Raw genomic sequence first — 22,566 nt, forward strand, 5'->3', positions numbered from 1 at the left:
TTTTTAGCTTGTTTAAAAAATGTGGATAAAAAAGATAAAAAAGCGAAAGTTATCCACAAGTTATTTGATTTTCTTTTTGATTGATTCAATTTCTAAACGTAAATTATCGTCTTCATCAATCAAAGATTTAATTTTTGCATGGGCATGAATGACTGTTGTATGATCTTTTCCTCCAAATTCCTTCCCAATTTTTGGAAGACTATTATCTGTCAGTTCTCTAGATAAATACATGGCTACTTGACGGGCTAAAACAATATTTTGAAGGCGTCTGCTTCCTTTCATTTCTTTGATACTAACACCATAAAAGTTACCAACTTCATTTTGGATTTTGTCAATTGGGATGACGAGCATTTGGCTAACATCTTGTTTGCGAGCTCTAATAGCTTCTGCAGCAATATCAATAGTGATATCCTTGATGTTTTTTACTCTGGCAATTAAAGTGATGTCATTGATAGCTCCCTCAAGATCTCGAACATTTGAGTCAAATTGCCCAGCTAGGTATTCTAGAGTATCACTTTGAAAATTGTAGCCTAAATGTTCCGTTTTACTTTGTAAAATGGCAATACGTGTTTCAAAGTCAGGGGGGGTGATAGTTTGTGTCAATCCCCAACTAAAGCGCGTGACAAGCCTCTCCTCGAGCCCTTCTAGATGTTTTGGACTACGATCACTGGTTAGGACAATCTGTTTTTGCTTGTCATGAAGGGCGTTAAAGGTATTGAAAAATTCTTCCTGAGTTGCGACTTTTTTTCCGCTGAGTGACTGGATATCATCGATTAACAAAAGATCAAGACTACGATAGGTCTTTTTAAACTTTTCCATTTCCCCAAGTCTTAGGTGATCAAGAAAGTCATTGATAAAGCTTTCGGCAGGAATATATTTAACACGCGCATTTGGAATATTTTTTAGAATTTCATTTCCAATAGCGTTTAACAGGTGAGTCTTACCAAGCCCAGGTCCTCCATAGATAAAAAGAGGATTATAGGTCAAGGCCAAATCTTCAGAGACAGCCAAAGCGGCTGATACTGCCCAAACATTTCCATCCCCTTGAATAAAATTATCAAAGGTATACTTTTCTTTTAATCCCGTATCCGAATAAGGAATAGATGCTAACTTTGGACTATAGTCATAAAGAGTTGAATTTGTAGCTTCTTCAACTTGTGAGATAGCCGTATCTTGAGGTTTAGTGAAAATATAGTGAGGAGTAATCTCAGCATCATAAATTTCAAATCCAGCAACTACAATAATATCTTTTAGTTGTTTTTCCCAGACCATTTCCATTTCAGATCGTGGTAAAAATATAGTGGCAACATTTTCCTCTACCTTGATGAGTTCAGCTTGAATAGCATAGAAATCATACATGGATCGAGTCAGTCTTTCTTGAGCAAATTCTAATATACGATTCCAAAATTGTTTTTCTTTCAATCCTTTCTCCTCCTTTACTATTTAAAAGTTTAATACTAGACCTATTTTACCATAGATAGTAAGAATTTTCCACAAGCTGTGAAAAATAATCCACAATGTTATCAAGTTTTATCCACAGGTTGGGGATAAAGTCAGAAACTATTGATTTATTAAGCTTTTTATCGAAAAAAATAGTGGATAACCTTGTGAGATAAAAAAATAAAAGAACAGCCTTATTTCAGGCTGTTGATAATTCTACTATATTCTTCTTGATTTGAAAAAGAAATAATGATTTTTCCACTATCTTTTTTAGATAGTTTAATTTCTACATCTAATCCGAGTAGTTTTTTTAACTGTTCTTCTTCATTTTGTATGAAATGATCATTTTTTTGCTGTTTCTTTTGTTTTTTCTCTGTCAGAAGAGCTTCTAATTTCCTTACAGAAATATCTTCTTCTATAACCCGTTGAAAGAAATAGTCTTGTTGTTCCTTATTCAATCCAACTAGCGAACGAGCATGTGCTTGTGATAGTTTGCCATTTTCTACTTCTGAGAGGATAGCATCTGGTAAGGAAAGCAAACGAATGGAGTTGCTAATATATGGACGAGACTTGCCCATTTTATCTGCAATTTCAGCATGGGTGAATCCTTTCTCTACGAGAGATTCATAAGCGCGTGCTTCTTCTATTGGATTTAAATTTTCTCTCTGTAAATTTTCAATGATGGATTGGACCATCATCTCTTGATCTGAAAGCTGTTTAACAACAGCTGGGATAGACCTTAGACCAGCTAAAAGTGAAGCCCGATAGCGTCTTTCTCCTGCAAGGATTTCATAACCAATAACAGGAGATTGACGAACAATAATCGGTTGAATGAGTCCATTTTCTTTGATAGACTGTGCTAGTTCATCTAGTTTTTCTCTATCAAATTCTTTTCGGGGTTGATAGGGATTTTTTTGTATATCCGTGATAGAAATCATTTCAAATTTTTCCATGATTCTACACTAACACATCTTTTCTCTTATGTAAAGTTTTCTTTACATAGATGTCAATTAAGATTCTAAATCACCTGAACTCTTGTCAAGCTTGATGGATGTAGTTTCTTCTTTACCGTTACGATAGTAAGTAATCTTAATGGTGTCTCCGATAGAATGATTGTAAAGAGCACTTTGTAAGTCTGTTGATGAAGCAATATCTTTATCATCCACTTTTGTAATCACATCGTATTTTTCGAGGTGACCATTGGCAGGCATATTACTTTGTACAGAACGAACAACTACGCCAGATGTAACATTACTTGGAATATTGAGTCTTCTGATGTCGCTTGTACTTATATTAGATAAATTAACCATCTGGATTCCCAAAGCTGGACGCGTCACTTTTCCGTTCTTTTCTAACTGTTCAATAATATTGATAGCATCATTTGCAGGAATTGCGAAACCAAGACCCTCTACAGATGTTCCTCCATTTGTGGCAATTTTACTTGAGGTAATTCCGATAACCTGTCCTTGAATATTGATCAGTGGGCCACCAGAGTTACCTGGGTTAATAGCAGTATCAGTTTGGATGGCTTTTGTAGAAATGGCTTGTCCATCTTCAGATTTTAAGGATACATTTCGATTGAGACTAGATACGATACCTTGAGTAACAGTATTTGCATATTCAGAACCTAACGGGCTACCAATGGCAATAGCAGTTTCTCCTACGGTTAACTTGCTAGAATCACCAAACTCAGCTACTGTTGTAACTTTTTCTGAAGAGATTTTGACGACAGCAATATCAGAGAAAGTGTCAGCTCCGACGATTTCTCCAGGTACTTTAGTTCCATCTGACAATCGAATATCTACTTTGCTGGCGCCATTTATAACGTGATTGTTGGTGACGATGTAAGCTTCTTTATCATTCTTTTTATAAATAACTCCAGATCCTTCACTAGAGATTTGCTGAGAATCTGTGTCAGTATCATCATTGCCAAATACGCTATTTTGTCTATTTGCTGAATAAGTAATAACGGAAACAACAGCATCTTTTACTTTGTTAACAGCCTGTGTTGTTGAATTTTCGTTCTTATAGGCAGTCTGTGTAATGGTGCTATTGTTATTAGAGTTGCTTACACTACTTTTTTGAGTTAGTTGAGCTATTGAAAAACTACCCAAGGCTCCACTAAAAAAGCTAATGACGATAACGACTAATAATTGAAACCCTTTTTTGTAAAATGTTTTTAAATGTTTCATATTTGCCTCCATATTTTTGAATTACTGAAAGTATAAACTGACTAGCTTAATTATAACTTAAACACAAAAGTTTTACACAAACTGTGGATAACTCTTTTAAAACTGTGATTTTCTCAATTGAAATCTATTTTTTATTTTGTGAATAAGATGTGAAAAAATAGAGAATATGTTAGAATAGAGTCATGAAAATTAAAATTGTAACAGTTGGGAAACTGAAAGAAAAGTATTTAAAAGATGGTATCGCGGAGTATTCAAAACGAATTTCTCGATTTGCTAAGCTTGAAATGATTGAGCTAGCAGATGAAAAAACACCAGATAAAGCCAGTGAGTCAGAAAATCAAAAGATTTTAGAAATAGAAGGGCAGAGAATTTTATCAAAAGTTGGTGACCGTGATTTCGTTATTGTGTTGGCTATCGAAGGGAAAATGTTCTCATCAGAAGAATTTAGTAAACAATTAGAAGAAGCTTCTATAAAAGGATTTTCTACTCTTACATTTATTATTGGAGGGAGTCTGGGGTTAGCACAGGATGTAAAAAAGAGAGCTAATCTTTCTGTTAGTTTTGGCCGTTTAACCTTGCCCCATCAGTTAATGAGACTAGTTCTTGTTGAACAAATCTATCGCGCTTTTACGATTCAGCAGGGTTCGCCCTATCATAAATAGAAAATTGACTTTTAATTGAATTTTTGGTAGAATAATGGTGTTAGGTCTCATAGCTCAGCTGGATAGAGCATTCGCCTTCTAAGCGAACGGTCGCAGGTTCGAATCCTGCTGGGATCAATATAGTAGCAAAGCTGGGAATTTTCCCGGCTTTTTTCTTAAAAAAGTACACTTGGGGAGAAAAAAATGACAGTTGAGAGAATTTTATCTAAAATGAAATTCCATTTTGTATAATGGTTTTTGTAAGTTAGCTTACAAAAAAAAAACATTTTAGGAGATTTTATTATGAAAAACACAGTTAAATTGGAACAGTTTGTAGCCTTGAAGGAAAAAGACTTGCAGGAGATTCAAGGTGGGGAAAGTAGAGTTTCAGACCTCATCCTTGATTTTCTTTTCCAACGAAAAAAGTAATGAAATAAGGAGAAAGAGTAATGAATTTACTTGGATTTGGGACAGTTATTGGTCATTTTTTAATTATTAGTTACAGTTACCATTTAATTTGTAAAGGTCAAATAAATAGAAAAGAGCTATACGTTTTTGGTGCTTATACATTACTAGTAGAAGTAGTACTTGAACTTTCCTTTTATCTTCTAAATTTGGATGGGTTAGGGACTGCAACATTTTTACTTCCTTTGGGCTTATATTCCTATTTTCGATGGATTAAACAGTATGAGAGGGATAGAGGACTATTTCTAAGTTTACTACTATCTCTTTTATATGAGAGCACTCATAACTTTCTGTCCGTAACTTTCTCCTCTATAACAGGAGACAATTTTGTTTTACAACATTATTACCCATTCTTTTTCGTTGTAACGGTGTTAACCTATTTTGTTGTCTTAAAAATAATTCATTATTTCCATTTGGAACTAATCTATTTTGACAAGGACTACCTTTATCCTTTCTTGAAAAAAGTATTTTTTGCTTTACTATTGCTACATATTGTATCTTTCGTTTCTGATATGGTAAGTACGATTAAACATTTGAATAGTTTTGGAAGTATTTTGTCATCTATTGTCTTTATCTCTCTATTTTTGACCTTCTTTGCAATGAATTCTCATAAAGAACAAATGGAGAAAGAGATTGCGTTGAAGCAGAAGAAATTTGAACAGAAACATTTACAGAATTATACAGATGAAATTGTCGGTCTGTATAATGAAATTCGTGGTTTTCGACATGACTATGCTGGTATGCTTGTCAGCATGCAGATGGCAATTGACAGTGGTGATTTACAGGAAATTGACAGAATTTACAATGAAGTTTTGGTCAAAGCCAATCATAAACTGCGTTCAGATAAGTACACTTACTTTGATTTGAACAACATAGAAGACTCAGCTTTACGAAGTTTGGTTGCTCAGTCAATTGTCTATGCTCGAAATAACGGTGTGGAGTTTACACTGGAAGTAAAAGATACGATTACCAAGCTCCCAATTGAACTATTGGATTTGGTTCGTATCATGAGCGTTTTATTGAACAATGCTGTCGAAGGATCGGCTGATAGCTATAAAAAGCAGATGGAAGTAGCAGTTATTAAGATGGAAACTGAAACAGTTATTGTGATTCAGAATTCATGTAAAATGACGATGACTCCTTCAGAAGATCTATTTGCCTTAGGATTCTCCACTAAGGGAAGAAATCGAGGAGTCGGATTAAATAATGTGAAAGAACTACTAGATAAGTACAACAACATCATTTTAGAAACAGAGATGGAAGGCAGTACATTTAGACAAATTATTAGATTTAAGAGGGAATTTGAATGAAAGTTTTAATTTTAGAGGATGTTATTGAACATCAAGTGAGACTAGAGAGAATATTGGATGAAATTTCGAAAGAATCGAATATTCCAATATCATACAAGACAACGGGAAAAGTCCGTGAATTTGAAGAATACATTGAAAACGATGAAGTAAATCAGCTTTATTTTCTAGATATTGATATTCATGGAATTGAGAAAAAGGGATTTGAAGTGGCTCAGCTCATTCGTCATTACAATCCTTACGCTATTATCGTCTTTATCACTAGTCGATCAGAGTTTGCGACTTTGACCTATAAATACCAAGTATCAGCCCTAGATTTTGTTGATAAGGATATCAATGATGAGATGTTCAAGAAGAGAATTGAGCAAAATATCTTCTATACGAAGAGTATGTTACTTGAAAATGAAGATGTGGTAGATTATTTTGATTACAATTACAAGGGAAATGATTTAAAAATTCCTTACCATGACATTCTGTATATTGAAACGACAGGGGTCTCTCATAAATTGCGCATTATTGGTAAGAATTTTGCAAAAGAGTTCTATGGAACAATGACAGATATTCAGGAAAAGGACAAACATACTCAGAGATTTTATTCTCCTCATAAGTCATTTTTGGTAAATATAGGCAATATTAGAGAAATTGATCGAAAAAACTTAGAAATTGTTTTCTATGAAGATCATCGCTGTCCTATTTCAAGGTTAAAAATTAGAAAATTAAAAGATATTTTAGAGAAAAAATCTCAAAAGTAATTGACAATTAGCAAGAAATTGATATAATGGTTATATCTGCTACAGATAGAAGGTCCGTTGGTCAAGGGGTTAAGACACCGCCTTTTCACGGCGGTAACACGGGTTCGAATCCCGTACGGACTATTTTATCCGCCATAGCTCAGTTGGTAGTAGCGCATGACTGTTAATCATGATGTCGTAGGTTCGAGTCCTACTGGCGGAGTATAGATAAAAGGGAACACAGCTGTGTTCCTCTTTTTGTATCAATTTGTATCACCAAGCATCTTCATAAGGAAGTCTGTTATTTCTTGAGGACTTTCTTTTTTTCCGTGTGCAATCCAAGTTTGGCAGACACCAAAAAGTGCATGAGTTAGATAAATACTACTATATTCTAATTCAGTGGTATTGAGATTCAGTTGCATAAATCGCTTTTGTAAATCTGTACTGAGCATGATATGAAGTTTATTTCGTAAGAAATTTTGGATTTCTTTGGTCCCATTTTCAGAAAGAAGGGCAGCCAGAAGTGGTTCTGATTCCAGATATTCAAAGACTTCTAAAATAGCGTCTCTTTTGTGATGAGCATGTTTTTGAAAAATATATTCAAATGTATGAAATAGCTTACTTTGATAGTGCTCAATCATATCATACTTATCCTTATAGTGAGTATAGAAGCTGGAACGACTAATTCCGGCTTTTTCTGCTAACTTGACAGTAGAAATTTGATCAAATGGTTGTTCCATTAGTAATTGTACCATAGCATTTTCAATAGTTCGCTTTGTTTTTAAGCGTTTGTTACTTTCTTGCATATTTCCTCCTTGTAAACAAATTAGACTATATGTCTAAAAATGGATTTTTTATCTTGTAATTTAGATTTTTTAATGTATAATCTATTATATCAAAATTTTAGACAATATGTTTAAAAAAGGAGAAACTATGTTTAAAGAATGGAAAGCAATTTTTAAAAAACCAACCTTTATTATTGTCATGATAGGGATTTCTCTTATTCCAGCTCTGTACAATATCATATTTTTGTCATCAATGTGGGATCCATATGGTCAAGTGTCTGACTTACCTGTGGCAGTTGTCAATAATGATAAAGAGGCTTCCTATAATGATAATACTATGGCAATAGGAAAAGACATGGTGTCCAATTTAAAAGAAAATAAAACCTTGGATTTTCATTTCGTGGATGAAGATGAAGGAAAGAAGGGATTGGAAGATGGCGATTACTATATGGTAGTGACTTTACCAAGTGATTTATCTGAAAAAGCAGCTTCTATTTTAACGGATCATCCAGAGCAAATGCAAATTGATTATCAGACTTCAAGTGGTCATAGCTTTATTGCCAGCAAGATGAGTGATTCTGCTATGACACAATTAAAGCAGAATGTTTCTACCAATGTAACCAAGACCTATACTAAAGCTTTATTTAACAAAATGGTCGATTTAAAGGATGGCATGAGTCAAGCAGATTCTGGTAGTGAAAAATTAACTGATGGAGCGAATCAGTTAGTGACAGGAAGTCAAACATTAACTACTAACCTACACTCTTTAGCAGATTCAAGTTTAACATTTTCAAATGGAACGGAACAGTTTACTAGAGGATTATCCTCTTATGTTTCTGGTGTCGAACAACTTCATCTTGCCTTAGGGAATTTTAATAGTGGTTTAGTTACATATACTGGTGCAGTGAGTCAATTAGATAGCGGATTAGGTCAATTATCTTCTAAAAGTCCTGAATTATTAAGAGGAATCAATCAGTTATATACTGGTGTAGAATCCTATACTGGCGGTGTTTCTCAGCTTAATGCTGGTCTTACTCAATTTTCATCTGGTGTTAGTGCTTATACAAACGGAGTGGGAAATCTTGCAACAGGTGCTCATCAGTTATCTAATCAATCAGCTACACTTCGAATGGGGGTGGAGCAATTAAGTGAAGGGATTCAACAACTTTCTAGCAAGTTAGATGCTTCGTCTGGGAAAAAAGATCAAATTAATCAATTATCTTCTGGTCTGAATCAGTTAAATCAAGTTATTCAAAATATTGATGTTGAAGATACAAAACAATTAGATTCTGTTTTATCAAGTATAGTATCTCTTTCTAATCAAATGTTAGCAAGTGCCCAGTCTGATAAAGCGACTACATTAGCCAATATTCAATTGACAGCAGCTTATCAATCATTGACAAGTGAGCAACAAGCTGAGATAAGCGCTTCTGTATCTCAACATTCGACTGATAGTGTTCAATCGGCTCAGTTAATTATAGCTTTAGTACAAGGTTTACAGGGAGGTTTAGAAAACTTACAAAATCAATCTTCTAATCTTTCGACATTAAAAAATCAAGCTAATCAAGTATTACCGCTTGCTGCTACTTCTTTGACAGGGTTGTCAAGTGGATTAACAGAGATACAAGGAGCTGTTACTAGTAAATTAGTTCCTGCTAGTCAGTCGATTGCATCAGGTATAAATACATATACTACAGGTGTTGATAAAGTTTCTCAGGGCGCAAGTCAACTAAGTGAAAAAAATGCCACCTTGACAGGTAGTTTGGATCAACTAGTTTCAGGCTCAAACACCTTGACACAAAAATCTTCTAACTTGACAGCAGGAGTTGGTCAATTAGTTGAAAAAACTCCAGAATTAGTGTCTGGTATTGAAAAATTATCAACTGGCTCTAACCAATTGAATCAAAAGAGTCAAGAATTGATAGCAGGAGTTGATAAATTGCAGTCAGGCTCTAGCCGACTAGCTGACAAATCTAGTCAGTTACTTTCAGGTGCTTCTCAATTAGAAAGTGGAGCTAATAAATTGGCAGATGGAGCTGGGAAACTAGCAGAAGGTGGAACAAAGTTAACTTCTGGATTGGAAGGTTTACAGACAGGAGTTGCTTCTTTGGGACAAGGATTAGGTAATGCTAGTGATCAACTCAAGTCAGCATCAACAGAATCTAAAAATGCAGAGATTTTGTCAAATCCTCTCAGTCTCTCCAAAACTGACAATGACCAAGTTCCTGTAAATGGAATTGCAATGGCTCCTTATATGATATCAGTTGCTCTCTTTGTTGCAGCAATATCAACGAATATGATCTTTGCGAAGTTGCCTTCAGGACGTCATCCGGAGAGCCGTTGGGCTTGGTTGAAATCTCGAGCTGAAATAAATGGTATTATAGCTGTTTTAGCAGGAATTTTGGTATATGGAGGAGTTCATCTTATTGGTTTAACTGCTAATCATGAGATGAGAACATTTATTCTCATTATCCTAACAAGTTTAGTATTCATGTCTATGGTGACCTCTTTAACAACATGGAATAGTCGTATAGGAGCTTTCTTTTCTCTTATTTTGCTTTTATTACAGTTAGCATCAAGTGCAGGTACTTACCCACTTACTTTGACAAATGATTTCTTTAGAGCTATTAATCCCTGGTTACCAATGAGTTATTCAGTTTCGGGATTACGACAAACAATCTCTATGACAGGAAATATTCATCATCAAGTCATTTTCCTTGCAGTGATATTAGCCCTATTTACTGGTTTAGGCATGCTAGCCTATCAACCTAAGAAAATGGAAGAAGATTAAAAAATCGATCAACTGGTCGATTTTTTAAGCCTTAGATAACTTTCGTCTGTGATTATAGATTCCAAATAGTAAGAGAGAAGTAAAGGAACAGATTGCTCCAGTAATAAAACCATTGGGAATGAAGGAAAGTGTAATAGTTCCGTTCCCCTTAGGAATATCAACTTTCATAAAACCAGTTTGAGCTTGTTTAATTTCTATTTTCTTACCATATTGGTAGGCAGACCAACCTTTGTCATAAGGAATGGTGAAGAAAATAGATGTATCTTGTTTGACATCATATGTAGCAAAAACCTTGTTTTTAGAAGTTGATACTGTTACAGGTTGTTCTTTAATTTTTTGAATTGCCTCAGTTAAAGTTTGGGTATCTAAACGATAGAAGGTAGGAGATTCAAATGATACTTGTGAATTTCCAGGAAAACTAATATTGATATTGAAAGTCTTTTTCTCTTTTGTATAGCCTAGATTAAAGAAGGAGAAGACATTATCAGTTGTAAAAGTCTTTTTTTCACCATTTACAAGGATGTCAACCTTCTTTTGTTTATCATTAGAAAAGTGAAGATTTGTGAAAGAAAGATAAACTTGGCTGTTTTCTGGTACTTCAATTTGATACTGAATTTCTGCATCCTCATTTGAAGAACTTGTAACACTAATCAAATCATCAGTATTTTCGGTTTTTTCATAAGGTATTGGAGAAAAATAATCAAAATTGACGTTAGCAAGTTGATTTAAAAATGAGGCCTGATTATCTAAGGTATGTTCATTGAACTTGACATCATTGTAAACAGATTGACTAGCAAATGCAATCGGAAGAGAGTATTGATTTTCATATAGGGTAAGATTATCTTTTTGATAGATATCTTGGAAACCATACTTATCAATAGGGGTTTCTGAGATATTGTACTGGATTCCAAATAAACTATCAGCCAAAATACTATTATTTGCATAGCGGAGATTAAGATTAGTCCCAGAGGATTTAAACCCAAGTTTATCCAAAGTAGAGCTTGCTGAACGATTTCGAACAGATGAAAATTGAGAGATTCCATTATAGTTGAATTTCATACTGTCATTTCCTGTCTGAGTCTCTAGTTTCTCAGTACGAGTAAATTGATTTCCAATATATGTTGAGAAAGATTCCATAGCTGGGATATCTCGATTATATGCACTTCGAGAAGCAAAGCCCCATTCTTTAGCAATTCCGTCCATTTGAGATGAAGCATTTAAACTTATTTCAACTATTATAAATAACGAGATTAGAATGGTAAACAGATTCACAGAGATAAACTTTTTGATAACTGCAAGGAGTAAAAGCGAATAGACAACCAAAAATTCAAGAGTAAGCAGAATATTCAAATCTGTTAAAAAAGAATAATGTGATTTTAGATAGATGGTAGCTAAAAATCCTGTTACTATAAGAAAAAGCGAAACTAAAAAATTCCAGATTTTAATTTCTTTTAGACGATTTAAGACTTCCGCTGCTGTGTAAATTAACAAGGTAGAGAAAATCCAAGCATAGCGATGTAAAAACATGTTTGGAGTATGCATGCCTTGCCAAAATAAATCAAGAGCTTCAATATAAAAGCTTGCAATTAGAAATGTAAAGAAGATTGCATAGATAAGTTTCACGTGAAACTTAATAGTTTTCAGTGTAAAAAATAAAATAGTCAAAATAAAGGGAAGTAGTCCTACAAAAATCATTGGAATAGCCCCATACTTGGTTGTATCAAAGGAATCAATGAATTGCTTAGCAAAAAGATCAAGATACCAGCTACTTTCAGTTTGAAACTTTGTAACTTCAGTCAATTTTTCCCCATGTGTCTGTAAATCAAACAGAGTAGGAAGAGTCAGAATCAAACTAGCCATACCAGCTAAAACGGAGGTGATTATGAAATCAAGAAAAGATGATTTTCGGGTTTTAAAGTCCCAAGAAATTTGACAGAGATACCAGAAAATAAGAAACAATGCTGTCATATAGCCAAAATAATAGTTTTGGATAAATAAGATTGACAGACTTGTAAAGTACAATAGGAATTTCTTTTCAGTGATGAGTAGCTGTAAACCAGTTATAATTAAAGGAATCAAGATAAAAACATCCAGCCAGGTTTTTATCTCTAATTGACTGACAGAGAAACTCATCAGAGCATATGAAGTAGATAAAGCTAGTTTTAAAGGCTTAGGAATCAATTGAAATAAATTATTTAAACTAAAGTAAGTTGACAGTCCAATCAATCCAAATTTTAAGAGAGTTGTCAGATAGACAGCATCTGGCATATTCGTTAGATCAAAAAAGTAAACTAGAGGTGAAAGGAAACTACCCAAGTAATAACTAGATAGGGCATAGAAATTTAATCCAAGGCCACTTGTAAAGGTGTAAAACAGACTACCATTTCCATGTAGGATATTTCGTAAAGCTACATCAAAAATAACGTATTGATGAAACCCATCTCCTAATAGTGGAGATGTATCGCTATTCCAGTAGATACCTTGAGATAGATATACTCCTATCATAATGATTACGGGAATGATGAAAGAAACAAAATAGGTCCAATATGTTTTAAAAAATAATTTCATGTTACCTCATAAAATGTTAGAAAACCCAGCTGGTTAACCCAACTGAGTTTTGAAGTTTTATTTAGTCTTTCCAAAGTTCTTTAACTTTTGCTTGTACTTCTACATTTTCTAGGAATTCATCATAGGTTTCATCGATACGGTCAATGACACCATTTTTAGATAAGACAATGATATGGTTAGCCAAAGTTTGAATAAACTCGTGGTCATGACTGGCAAAGATGATTGATTCTTTAAAGTTTTTCAATCCATCATTCAAGCTTGAGATAGATTCCAAGTCCAAGTGATTGGTTGGATCATCAAGTACAAGGACATTTGATTTTAAGAGCATGAGTTTTGATAGCATGACACGAACTTTTTCTCCCCCTGACAAGACGTTGACAGGTTTGTTAACTTCATCTCCAGAGAAGAGCATACGGCCGAGGAAGCCACGTAGGAAAGTATTGTCATCTTCTTCTTTACTTGCGAATTGACGCAACCAGTCAAGGATTGACTCTCCTCCTGCAAAATCTGCCGAGTTATCTTTTGGCAAGTAAGAACGGCTAGTAGTTACTCCCCACTTGACAGTTCCTTCATAGTCAATGTCCCCCATGATTGCACGAATTAATGCAGTCGTTTGGATGTCATTTTGACCAATAAGAGCTGTCTTATCACCTGGACGCAAGATAAAGCTGATATTATCTAAAATAGTTTCACCATCAATCTTTACAGTTAGATTTTCTACTGTCAAGAGATCATTACCAATTTCACGCTCCGCTTTAAAGTTGATAAATGGATATTTGCGACTAGATGGCACAATCTCTTCTAGCTCAATCTTATCAAGCATTTTCTTACGTGATGTTGCTTGTCTTGATTTAGAAGCATTAGCAGAGAAACGAGCTACGAATTCTTGCAATTGCTTAATTTTTTCTTCTGCTTTGGCATTACGGTCTGCTAGCAATTTAGCAGCAAGCTCAGAAGATTCCTTCCAGAAGTCGTAGTTTCCGACATAGAGTTTGATTTTTCCAAAGTCAAGGTCGGCCATGTGAGTACATACTTTGTTTAAGAAGTGACGGTCGTGGGATACTACGATAACTGTGTTATCAAAGTCAATCAAGAAGTCTTCTAACCAAGTAATCGATTGGATATCCAAACCGTTGGTAGGCTCGTCCAAAAGAAGAACATCAGGTTTACCAAAAAGTGCTTTGGCAAGGAGAACCTTTACTTTCTCACCGTTGGCCAATTCGCTCATGTTTTGGTAGTGTAATTCTTCTGGAATGTTTAGGTTTTGAAGGAGTTGAGAGGCTTCGCTTTCTGCTTCCCAGCCTCCAAGCTCAGCAAACTCTCCTTCGAGTTCGGCAGCACGAACCCCGTCCTCGTCTGAGAAATCTTCCTTCATGTAGATGGCATCTTTCTCTTTCATGATGCTATAAAGTTTTTCATTTCCCATGATAACAACATCAATGGCACGTTCATCTTCATAGTCAAAGTGATTTTGACGGAGAACAGAGAGACGTTCATCTGGGCCAAGAGAGATGTGACCAGTAGTAGGTTCGATATCTCCAGCTAAAATTTTTAAAAAGGTTGATTTTCCGGCACCATTAGCACCGATTAATCCGTAAGTATTTCCTTCTGTAAATTTGATATTGACATCATCAAAAAGTTTGCGATCACTAAAACGTAGTGAAACATCAGATACTGTAAGCAATGTTTTTCTCCTATATGTGTAATATATTTATTTTACTAGAAAATACAGAAATATTCAAATTTTTATCTGTCAATTTTGTGTAAATTAAATTTACAGCATACGTTACACAAATCCGTAAATAGCAAGGCTGATTTATTTTGATAAATTACGGTTATTTCATTAAAAAAATGCTATAATTGAAGGGACTATATCGAAGGAGAACAAAATGACTAAACCCATTATTTTAACAGGAGACCGTCCGACAGGAAAATTGCATATTGGACATTATGTTGGAAGTCTCAAAAATCGAGTATTATTACAGGAAGAGGATAAGTATGATATGTTTGTGTTCTTGGCTGACCAACAAGCCTTGACAGATCATGCCAAAGATCCTCAAACCATTGTAGAGTCTATCGGAAACGTGGCTTTGGATTACCTTGCAGTTGGATTGGATCCAAGTAAGTCAACTATCTTTATTCAAAGCCAGATTCCAGAGTTGGCTGAGTTGTCTATGTATTATATGAATCTGGTTTCATTAGCACGTCTGGAGCGTAATCCAACTGTCAAGACAGAAATTGCTCAGAAAGGCTTTGGAGAAAGTATTCCGACAGGCTTCTTAGTCTATCCAATCGCTCAAGCAGCTGACATCACAGCCTTTAAGGCCAATTATGTTCCTGTTGGGACAGATCAGAAACCAATGATTGAGCAAACTCGTGAGATTGTTCGTTCTTTTAACAATGCATATAACTGTGATGTCTTGGTAGAACCAGAAGGTATTTATCCAGAAAATGAGAGAGCAGGGCGTTTGCCTGGTTTGGATGGGAATGCTAAAATGTCTAAATCACTCAATAACGGTATTTATTTAGCTGATGATGCGGATACTTTGCGTAAAAAAGTGATGAGTATGTATACAGATCCAAATCATATTCGAGTGGAAGATCCAGGTAAGATTGAGGGAAATATGGTTTTCCATTATCTAGATGTTTTTGGTCGCCCAGAAGATGCTCAAGAAATTGCTGACATGAAAGAACATTATCAACGAGGTGGTCTTGGTGATGTGAAGACCAAGCGTTATCTACTTGAAATATTAGAACGTGAACTTGGTCCTATTCGTGAGCGCCGTATTGAATTTGCTAAGGATATGGGAGAAGTTTATAATATGCTTCAAAAAGGTAGTGAAAGAGCTCGTGAAGTTGCAGGTCAAACCCTATCTGAGGTTAAAGGGGCAATGGGACTTCATTACTTTAACTAAGTTTATTTTACAAGAAACTATCATTTCTATCTCGAAGAAAAGATAGTTTTTTATTTACCCCTGTAACATTTGACAAATTTTTATAGAATGGTATGATAGATACAATATAAAAAGAGTCAAGCTCAAAAAGAAAGAAAAGAGGAAACTTCGAATGTCTAATTGGGACACTAAATTTTTGAAAAAAGGTTTTACCTTTGATGATGTATTGCTTATTCCAGCTGAAAGTCATGTGTTGCCTAACGATGCAGATTTAACAACTAAATTGGCAGATAATTTGACTTTAAATATCCCAATTATTACCGCTGCCATGGACACAGTTACAGAGAGTCAAATGGCCATTGCTATTGCTCGTGCAGGCGGTCTCGGAGTTATCCATAAAAACATGTCAATTGCTCAACAAGCAGACGAGGTTCGTAAGGTAAAACGTTCTGAAAATGGAGTTATTATTGATCCCTTCTTCTTGACGCCTGAACATACAATTGCTGAAGCAGATGAGCTTATGGGTCGTTACCGCATCAGTGGTGTTCCAGTTGTTGAAACACTTGAAAATCGTAAATTGGTTGGTATTTTGACAAACCGAGATCTTCGTTTTATTTCAGACTATAACCAACCAATCTCAAATCATATGACTAGTGAAAATCTTGTGACTGCTCCTGTGGGTACAGATCTTTCAACAGCTGAGAGTATTCTTCAAGAACACCGTATTGAAAAACTTCCGTTGGTAGATGAAGAAGGCCGTCTTTCTGGTTTGATTACTATCAAAGATATTGAAAAAGTTATTGAGTTTCCAAATGCTGCTAAAGATGAGTTTGGTCGTCTTCTAGTTGCAGGTGCAGTAGGTGTTACTTCAGATACATTTGAACGTGCAGAGGCTCTTTTTGAGGCAGGAGCGGATGCGATTGTTATTGATACTGCGCATGGTCATTCTGCAGGTGTCTTGCGTAAAATTGCTGAGATTCGTGCTCACTTTCCAGATCGTACTTTGATTGCTGGAAATATTGCTACTGCTGAGGGAGCGCGTGCCCTTTATGAAGCAGGTGTAGACGTTGTCAAGGTTGGTATTGGACCAGGTTCTATCTGTACTACTCGTGTGATTGCTGGTGTTGGTGTTCCACAAGTAACAGCTATCTATGATGCTGCAGCTGTTGCGCGTGAATATGGTAAAACGATCATTGCTGACGGTGGAATCAAGTATTCTGGAGATATTGTAAAAGCCCTTGCTGCAGGTGGAAATGCAGTTATGCTTGGATCAATGTTTGCTGGAACTGATGAAGCTCCAGGCGAAACTGAAATCTTCCAAGGACGTAAGTTTAAGACTTACCGTGGTATGGGATCAATTGCTGCTATGAAGAAAGGTTCAAGCGATCGTTACTTCCAAGGTTCTGTCAATGAAGCAAATAAACTTGTTCCAGAAGGAATTGAAGGTCGTGTTGCTTATAAAGGAGCGGCAGCTGATATTGTTTTCCAAATGATTGGTGGTATTCGCTCTGGTATGGGTTACTGTGGTGCAGCTAACCTTAAAGAGTTGCATGATAATGCTCAATTTATTGAAATGTCTGGTGCTGGTTTGAAAGAAAGCCATCCTCATGATGTACAAATTACTAATGAGGCGCCAAATTATTCTATGTAAAAAACAATGAAAAGAACTCCCGTGAAAACAGGAGTTCTTTTACGATGTTATCAATTTTAATTTACAGCAACTTTACCATCCTGAATAGTAAAGATGCTTAGATTTTTTGGCAGATTTTGAAGATGATCTAAGCTTGTTGTTGTGATAAAGGTTTGGATTGACTGAGAAATCGTTTCTAATAATTTTAGTTGTCTAGTGTTGTCAAGTTCGCTCATAACATCGTCAAGCAATAATATCGGAGATTCTGTAGTAATACTTTCCATTAATTCGATCTCTGCTAATTTTATCGATAGGACGAGACTACGATGTTGACCTTGACTTCCAAAACTAGCATCCATCCCATTTATATAAAAAGAAATATCATCTCGATGAGGCCCAACACCAGTATTCTTTTTAAATAAATCTCTGGACCTACTTTTTTCTAAAGCAATTTTGAAAGATTCTGATAAATCTTCTTTGTCAGTTATCTTTACAGAAGATTGATAGGATATTGACAATTCTTCAATCTGATTAGAGAGTTCAAAATGTTTCTTACGCCCAAATGATTCTAGTTTTTTTATGAAATCTAAGCGGTGATTCATTACACGACATCCATAATCAACTAGCTGATCATCTAAGACTGAAAGGAAGGTTCCATCTATTTTTTGAGCTGATTTTAGATAAGTGTTTCTTTGCTTTAGGATGTGGTTATAATTGGTTAAGTCAGATAAATAGATTGGCTTGATTTGTCCAAGTTCCATATCAATGAATTTTCGTCGAATCGAAGGTGCTCCTTTAATTAGTTGTAAATCTTCAGGAGCAAATAAGACAACATTCATATGTCCGACATAATCTGAAAGGCGTGCCTGTTTTAGGTGATTAACTTTTGTCACACGTCCTTTTTGTGTTAGTTCGATTTCGAGAGGAATAGATCCCGTTTTTTTCTGAACAAGACCTGAAAGATGAAGTTGTTCCTCATCAAAATGAATGAGATTTTTATCTGTTCGAGTTCGATGGCTACGTGTTAAGGCTAAAAAATAGATAGCCTCTAACATATTTGTTTTACCTTGTGCATTACGTCCTAAAAAGACATTTAATTTAGGATTAAAGTCTATTTTCGTCTCTTTGTAGTTACGAAAAGTTTTGAGAGATAGTTGTTGTAGCCACATGATTATCTACCAGGGAATCGCGGAGCTTGTTTGCTTTTGGGTGATGAAGTAGGTTTTGATTTATCTTTTTTTACTCCTTTATTCATCTCCTTAACAAGTTTAGCGATTCGTTCTTTTTCAACTTTATCAGCTTGATATTCCTCGTTCTCCTCAGAAGTAGGTTGTGTCAACAAGATGTCAATATTCATGTCAGGGATGTCAACTTTATCACCAATACGAAGTTTTTTACCGCGACGACTCTCTAATTCCCCATTAAAGTAAACAGAATGTTCAGAGAGAAATGATTTGATAGCTCCTCCGCTATGTGTAATTCCAAGTTCTTTGAGTAGTGCTTGGAGGGTAATAAATTCTTCAAATAATTTGTATTCCATAATTCACCTCAATCTTTGGTATTATACCATATTTTCCTAAAAATAGTGAGAGAAACAGGGAGAAATGTAAGCGATTTTTATTTCAAAAGTGTTACAGAGAACAAGAAAATTTCAGGTTTTCGTGATATAATAGAAGTCTGTATATAAGGAGGTAAATCATGGAGTTAGTGCATGGAATTTCAACACATTTTATCCAATCAAAGAAGTTTAAAACGAACAAAATTACCGTGCGTTTTACAGCTCCATTATCTCTTGATACGATTGCAGGTCGCATGTTGAGTGCGAGTATGCTAGAAACTGCCAACCAGATGTACCCCACTTTTCAAAATTTTAGGAGACACTTGGCCAGTCTATATGGTACAGATATGTCAACCAATTGTTTTAGAAGAGGGCAAAGTCATGTTGTAGAATTGACATTTAATTATGTTCGTGATGAGTTTTTAAGTAAGAAAAATGTGCTAACTTCTCAGGTTTTGGAACTTGTAAAAGAAACTCTTTTTTCACCCGTAGTATTTGATAATAGGTTTGATTCGGCCTTATTTGAAATTGAGAAAAAACAATTGCTAGCAAGTTTAGCAGCTGATATGGATGATTCTTTTTATTTTTCACATAAAGAATTAGACAAGTTATTTTTTCATGATGAACGTCTCAAATTGGAATACAGTGATTTACGAAATCGTATTTTAGCTGAAACTCCACAAAGTTCTTATTCTTGTTTCCAAGAATTTTTGGCCAATGATCGAATAGATTTCTTTTTCCTGGGTGATTTTAATGAGGTTGAAATTCAAAATGTATTAGAATCATTTGCCTTTAAAGGTCGAAAAGGAGATGTGAAGGTTCAGTATTGTCAACCTTATTCCAATATACTACAAGAAGGTATGATTCGGAAAAATGTGGAACAGTCTATTTTAGAGTTGGGATATCATTGCTCTGCTGAATATGGTGATGAGCAACATTTACCCATGATTGTAATGAATGGTTTACTGGGTGGATTTGCTCATTCTAAGCTCTTTACAAATGTTCGTGAAAATGCTGGATTGGCTTATACTATTTCAAGTCAGCTTGATTTATTTAGTGGATTTTTGAGGATGTATGCTGGTATTGATCGAGAAAATCGGAATCAGGCTCGTAAAATGATGAACAATCAACTGCTTGATTTAAAAAAAGGTTATTTTACAGAGCTTGAGTTAGAGCAGACCAAGGAAATGATTCGTCGGTCTTTGTTACTTTCTCAAGATAATCAAGGTTCATTGATTGAACGTGCTTATCAAAATGCCTTACTTGGAAAATCTTCAGCAGACTTTAAAAGTTGGATTACAAAACTCGAGCAAGTTGACAAAGATGCTATTTGTAGAGCAGCTAATAATGTGAAACTACAAGCGATTTACTTTATGGAAGGAATAGAATGACAAAGGTTGTTTTTGAAGAAAAATACTATCCAGCTGTAAAAGAAATGATTTATCGAACTCGTTTGTCAAATGGATTGACAGTTGCTCTTTTGCCTAAAAAGGAATTTAAAGAGGTTTACGGGAGTGTAACTGTCCAGTTTGGTTCGATAGATACGCTTGTCACAGAAATTGACGGAGATGTAAAAAAATATCCTGCAGGAATTGCTCATTTTCTTGAACATAAATTATTTGAAAGAGAAGATTCTAGTGATTTGATGTCTGCTTTTACGAGTCTAGGTGCAGATAGTAATGCCTTTACAAGCTTTACAAAAACAAGCTATCTTTTTTCAGCAACGGATCATTTTTTAGAAAATTTAGACTTACTTGATGAATTAGTAACATCAGCACATTTTACTGAAGCTTCCATTTTGAGAGAGCAGGATATTATTCAGCAGGAACGAGAAATGTACCAAGATGATCCAGATTCGTGTTTATTCTTTTCAACCTTAGCGAATTTGTATCCTGGTACTCCTTTAGCAACTGATATAGTTGGAAGTGAGGAGTCCATTTCCCAAATCAATCTAACTAATTTGCAAGAAAATTTTACAAGGTTTTACAAACCTGTAAACATGTCTCTGTTTTTAGTTGGTAATTTTGATGTGGAGCTAGTACAGGGATACTTTGAAAGAAAAGAACGGAAAGATTTAGATGTTCAGGAAGTAGCAAGAGAAAAAATTGTTTTACAGGCTGTAAAGCAAACAGACAGTATGAGAATGGAAGTATCTTCTCCCAAACTAGCGATTGGAGTTAGAGGTAAGCGAGAAGTTTCTGAAGCGGATTGCTATCGACATCATATTTTATTAAAATTATTGTTTGCAATGATGTTTGGTTGGACTTCGGATCGTTTTCAAAAGTTATATGAATCAGGTAAAATAGATGCTTCCTTATCTCTTGAAATTGAAGTAACAAGTCGTTTTCATTTTGTTATGTTGACAATGGATACGAAAGAGCCAGTTGCTTTATCTCATCAATTTAGGAAGGCCATTCGTAATTTTACAAAGGATTTAGATATTACAGAGGATCATTTAGATATTATCAAAAGAGAGATGTTTGGAGAATTTTTCAGTAGCATGAACTCTCTTGAATTTATTGCAACGCAATATGATGCTTTTGAACATGGTGAGACAATTTTTGATTTACCAAAGATTTTACAGGAAATTACTTTAGAGGATGTCCTTGATGCTGGACATCATTTAATAGATGATGGTGACATAGTTGATTTTACAATATTCCCATCGTAGTAACCTATCATAATAGACACTAGAAAGAAGGGATGACAAGTATGAGAAAAAAAACAATTGGAGAGGTTTTACGATTAGCTAGAATCAATCAGGGATTGAGTTTAGATGAATTGCAGAAAAAGACAGAAATCCAGTTAGATATGTTGGAAGCAATGGAAGCAGACGATTTCGATCAACTTCCAAGTCCTTTTTACACGCGTTCTTTCTTGAGAAAATATGCATGGGCTGTTGAGTTAGATGACCAAATTGTCTTGGATGCTTATGATTCTGGGAGTATGATTACTTATGAGGAAGTAGATGTTGATGAAGATGAGTTGACAGGTCGTAGACGTTCCAGTAAGAAAAAGAAGAAAAAAACATCATTTTTACCTTTATTTTATTTTATCCTTTTTGCTTTATCGATTTTAATTTTTGTGACCTATTATGTTTGGAACTATATTCAAACTCAACCAGAGGGGCTTTCTCTTTCTAATTACAGTGTGGTTCAATCAACAAGTTCAATAAGTTCAACTAGCTCTGTTCCCCACTCCTCAAGTAGTAGTTCATCTAGCAGTTCTTCTAGTGTAGAATCAGCTATAAGTGTATCAGGCGAAGGAAATCATGTAGAAATCGCTTATAAGACAAGTAAGGAAACAGTTAAATTGCAATTGGCAGTTTCAGATGTTACAAGTTGGGTCAGCGTTTCAGAAAGCGAACTTGAGGGCGGTGTAACCTTATCACCGGATAATAAAAGTGCAGAAGCAACAGTTGCAACTAAAAGTCCTGTAACCATTACGTTAGGTGTTGTAAAAGGTGTTGCTTTGACAGTAGATAATCAGACTGTTGATTTATCGAAATTAACAGCCCAGACTGGACAAATCACTGTAACCTTTACTAAAAATTAAGGAAAAACG

At 35.0% G+C, this 22,566-nt stretch carries 18 protein-coding genes and 3 tRNA genes; 13 read left to right on the forward strand and 8 right to left on the reverse strand.

Features of this window, described 5'->3' with window-relative positions:
* Positions 1–60: 60 nt before the first annotated feature.
* The 3 genes from dnaA to HT689_RS02680 form a co-directional block, all read right to left on the reverse strand.
* Entirely contained in the window at positions 61–1,422 is a 1,362-nt protein-coding gene (dnaA, locus tag HT689_RS02670; RefSeq protein WP_050242855.1) for a chromosomal replication initiator protein DnaA, read from the reverse strand.
* A gap of 212 nt (positions 1,423–1,634) precedes the next feature.
* Complete coding sequence (locus HT689_RS02675; RefSeq protein ID WP_050252627.1) at positions 1,635–2,393, reverse strand: ParB/RepB/Spo0J family partition protein; 759 nt, start codon at positions 2,391–2,393, stop codon at positions 1,635–1,637.
* A gap of 57 nt (positions 2,394–2,450) precedes the next feature.
* The gene (locus tag HT689_RS02680) at positions 2,451–3,632 is read right to left on the reverse strand and encodes a S1C family serine protease (protein WP_050242853.1); all 1,182 of its coding nucleotides are present in this window, start codon (positions 3,630–3,632) and stop codon (positions 2,451–2,453) included.
* A gap of 182 nt (positions 3,633–3,814) precedes the next feature.
* Here HT689_RS02680 and rlmH point away from each other — a divergent pair, with 182 nt between their 5' ends.
* The 7 genes from rlmH (at position 3,815) to HT689_RS02715 (ending at position 6,999) form a co-directional block, all read left to right on the forward strand.
* The gene (rlmH, locus tag HT689_RS02685) at positions 3,815–4,294 is read left to right on the forward strand and encodes a 23S rRNA (pseudouridine(1915)-N(3))-methyltransferase RlmH (protein ID WP_173224817.1); all 480 of its coding nucleotides are present in this window, start codon (positions 3,815–3,817) and stop codon (positions 4,292–4,294) included.
* A 43-nt stretch (positions 4,295–4,337) separates the two neighbouring features.
* Positions 4,338–4,411 (forward strand) — tRNA-Arg (locus HT689_RS02690).
* 165 nt (positions 4,412–4,576) lie between these two features.
* Positions 4,577–4,702: a competence-stimulating peptide ComC gene (gene comC / locus HT689_RS02695; protein WP_101786261.1), complete on the forward strand. Its 126-nt coding sequence runs from the start codon at positions 4,577–4,579 to the stop codon at positions 4,700–4,702.
* A gap of 20 nt (positions 4,703–4,722) precedes the next feature.
* Positions 4,723–6,048, forward strand: coding sequence for a competence system sensor histidine kinase ComD (comD, locus tag HT689_RS02700; protein WP_173251468.1), 1,326 nt, complete (start codon positions 4,723–4,725; stop codon positions 6,046–6,048).
* The gene (gene comE / locus HT689_RS02705; RefSeq protein ID WP_000866065.1) at positions 6,045–6,797 is read left to right on the forward strand and encodes a competence system response regulator transcription factor ComE; all 753 of its coding nucleotides are present in this window, start codon (positions 6,045–6,047) and stop codon (positions 6,795–6,797) included. Before comD ends, comE begins: the two co-directional genes overlap by 4 nt.
* Before the next feature lie 51 nt (positions 6,798–6,848).
* Positions 6,849–6,920 (forward strand) — tRNA-Glu (locus HT689_RS02710).
* Positions 6,921–6,925: 5 nt separating this feature from the next.
* A tRNA-Asn gene (locus HT689_RS02715) sits at positions 6,926–6,999 on the forward strand.
* Positions 7,000–7,039: 40 nt separating this feature from the next.
* Here HT689_RS02715 and HT689_RS02720 read toward each other — a convergent pair.
* Positions 7,040–7,582: a TetR-like C-terminal domain-containing protein gene (locus tag HT689_RS02720; RefSeq protein WP_001158275.1), complete on the reverse strand. Its 543-nt coding sequence runs from the start codon at positions 7,580–7,582 to the stop codon at positions 7,040–7,042.
* A 127-nt stretch (positions 7,583–7,709) separates the two neighbouring features.
* Between HT689_RS02720 and HT689_RS02725 the strand changes: the two genes are divergently transcribed.
* Positions 7,710–10,352, forward strand: coding sequence for a YhgE/Pip domain-containing protein (locus HT689_RS02725; protein WP_173251466.1), 2,643 nt, complete (start codon positions 7,710–7,712; stop codon positions 10,350–10,352).
* Between the two features lie 24 nt (positions 10,353–10,376).
* Here HT689_RS02725 and HT689_RS02730 read toward each other — a convergent pair whose 3' ends face one another.
* Both HT689_RS02730 and HT689_RS02735 read right to left on the reverse strand, forming a co-directional pair.
* Positions 10,377–12,920, reverse strand: coding sequence for a YfhO family protein (locus HT689_RS02730; RefSeq protein WP_173251463.1), 2,544 nt, complete (start codon positions 12,918–12,920; stop codon positions 10,377–10,379).
* A gap of 61 nt (positions 12,921–12,981) precedes the next feature.
* Complete coding sequence (locus HT689_RS02735; RefSeq protein ID WP_173251461.1) at positions 12,982–14,604, reverse strand: ATP-binding cassette domain-containing protein; 1,623 nt, start codon at positions 14,602–14,604, stop codon at positions 12,982–12,984.
* A gap of 205 nt (positions 14,605–14,809) precedes the next feature.
* Here HT689_RS02735 and trpS point away from each other — a divergent pair, with 205 nt between their 5' ends.
* Together trpS and guaB are read left to right on the forward strand one after the other, a co-directional pair.
* Complete coding sequence (gene trpS / locus HT689_RS02740; protein WP_173224834.1) at positions 14,810–15,835, forward strand: tryptophan--tRNA ligase; 1,026 nt, start codon at positions 14,810–14,812, stop codon at positions 15,833–15,835.
* Positions 15,836–15,986: 151 nt separating this feature from the next.
* Positions 15,987–17,465, forward strand: a complete 1,479-nt coding sequence (guaB, locus tag HT689_RS02745) for an IMP dehydrogenase (RefSeq protein ID WP_000073430.1) — start codon at positions 15,987–15,989, stop codon at positions 17,463–17,465.
* A 56-nt stretch (positions 17,466–17,521) separates the two neighbouring features.
* On the opposite strand, the gene recF is transcribed toward guaB, so the two are convergent.
* Both recF and yaaA read right to left on the reverse strand, forming a co-directional pair.
* On the reverse strand, positions 17,522–18,613 hold the full coding sequence (recF, locus tag HT689_RS02750) for a DNA replication/repair protein RecF (protein ID WP_173224838.1): 1,092 nt from the start codon (positions 18,611–18,613) through the stop codon (positions 17,522–17,524).
* A 2-nt stretch (positions 18,614–18,615) separates the two neighbouring features.
* On the reverse strand, positions 18,616–18,984 hold the full coding sequence (gene yaaA, locus HT689_RS02755) for a S4 domain-containing protein YaaA (protein ID WP_172923668.1): 369 nt from the start codon (positions 18,982–18,984) through the stop codon (positions 18,616–18,618).
* Between the two features lie 158 nt (positions 18,985–19,142).
* Between yaaA and HT689_RS02760 the strand changes: the two genes are divergently transcribed.
* The 3 genes from HT689_RS02760 to rodZ are packed head-to-tail and all read left to right on the forward strand — an operon-like array spanning position 19,143 to position 22,557.
* Positions 19,143–20,393, forward strand: a complete 1,251-nt coding sequence (locus tag HT689_RS02760; protein ID WP_173224841.1) for a pitrilysin family protein — start codon at positions 19,143–19,145, stop codon at positions 20,391–20,393.
* A complete protein-coding gene (locus HT689_RS02765; protein ID WP_173224843.1) occupies positions 20,390–21,673 on the forward strand; it encodes a pitrilysin family protein in 1,284 nt (427 codons plus the stop codon). The genes HT689_RS02760 and HT689_RS02765 overlap by 4 nt, the downstream gene beginning before the upstream one ends.
* Before the next feature lie 41 nt (positions 21,674–21,714).
* Complete coding sequence (gene rodZ / locus HT689_RS02770; protein ID WP_173224846.1) at positions 21,715–22,557, forward strand: cytoskeleton protein RodZ; 843 nt, start codon at positions 21,715–21,717, stop codon at positions 22,555–22,557.
* The last annotated feature ends 9 nt before the right edge of the window (positions 22,558–22,566 follow it).

Origin of the sequence: Streptococcus sp. 2342, assembly GCF_013276795.1 — a bacterium.
GTDB lineage: Bacteria > Bacillota > Bacilli > Lactobacillales > Streptococcaceae > Streptococcus.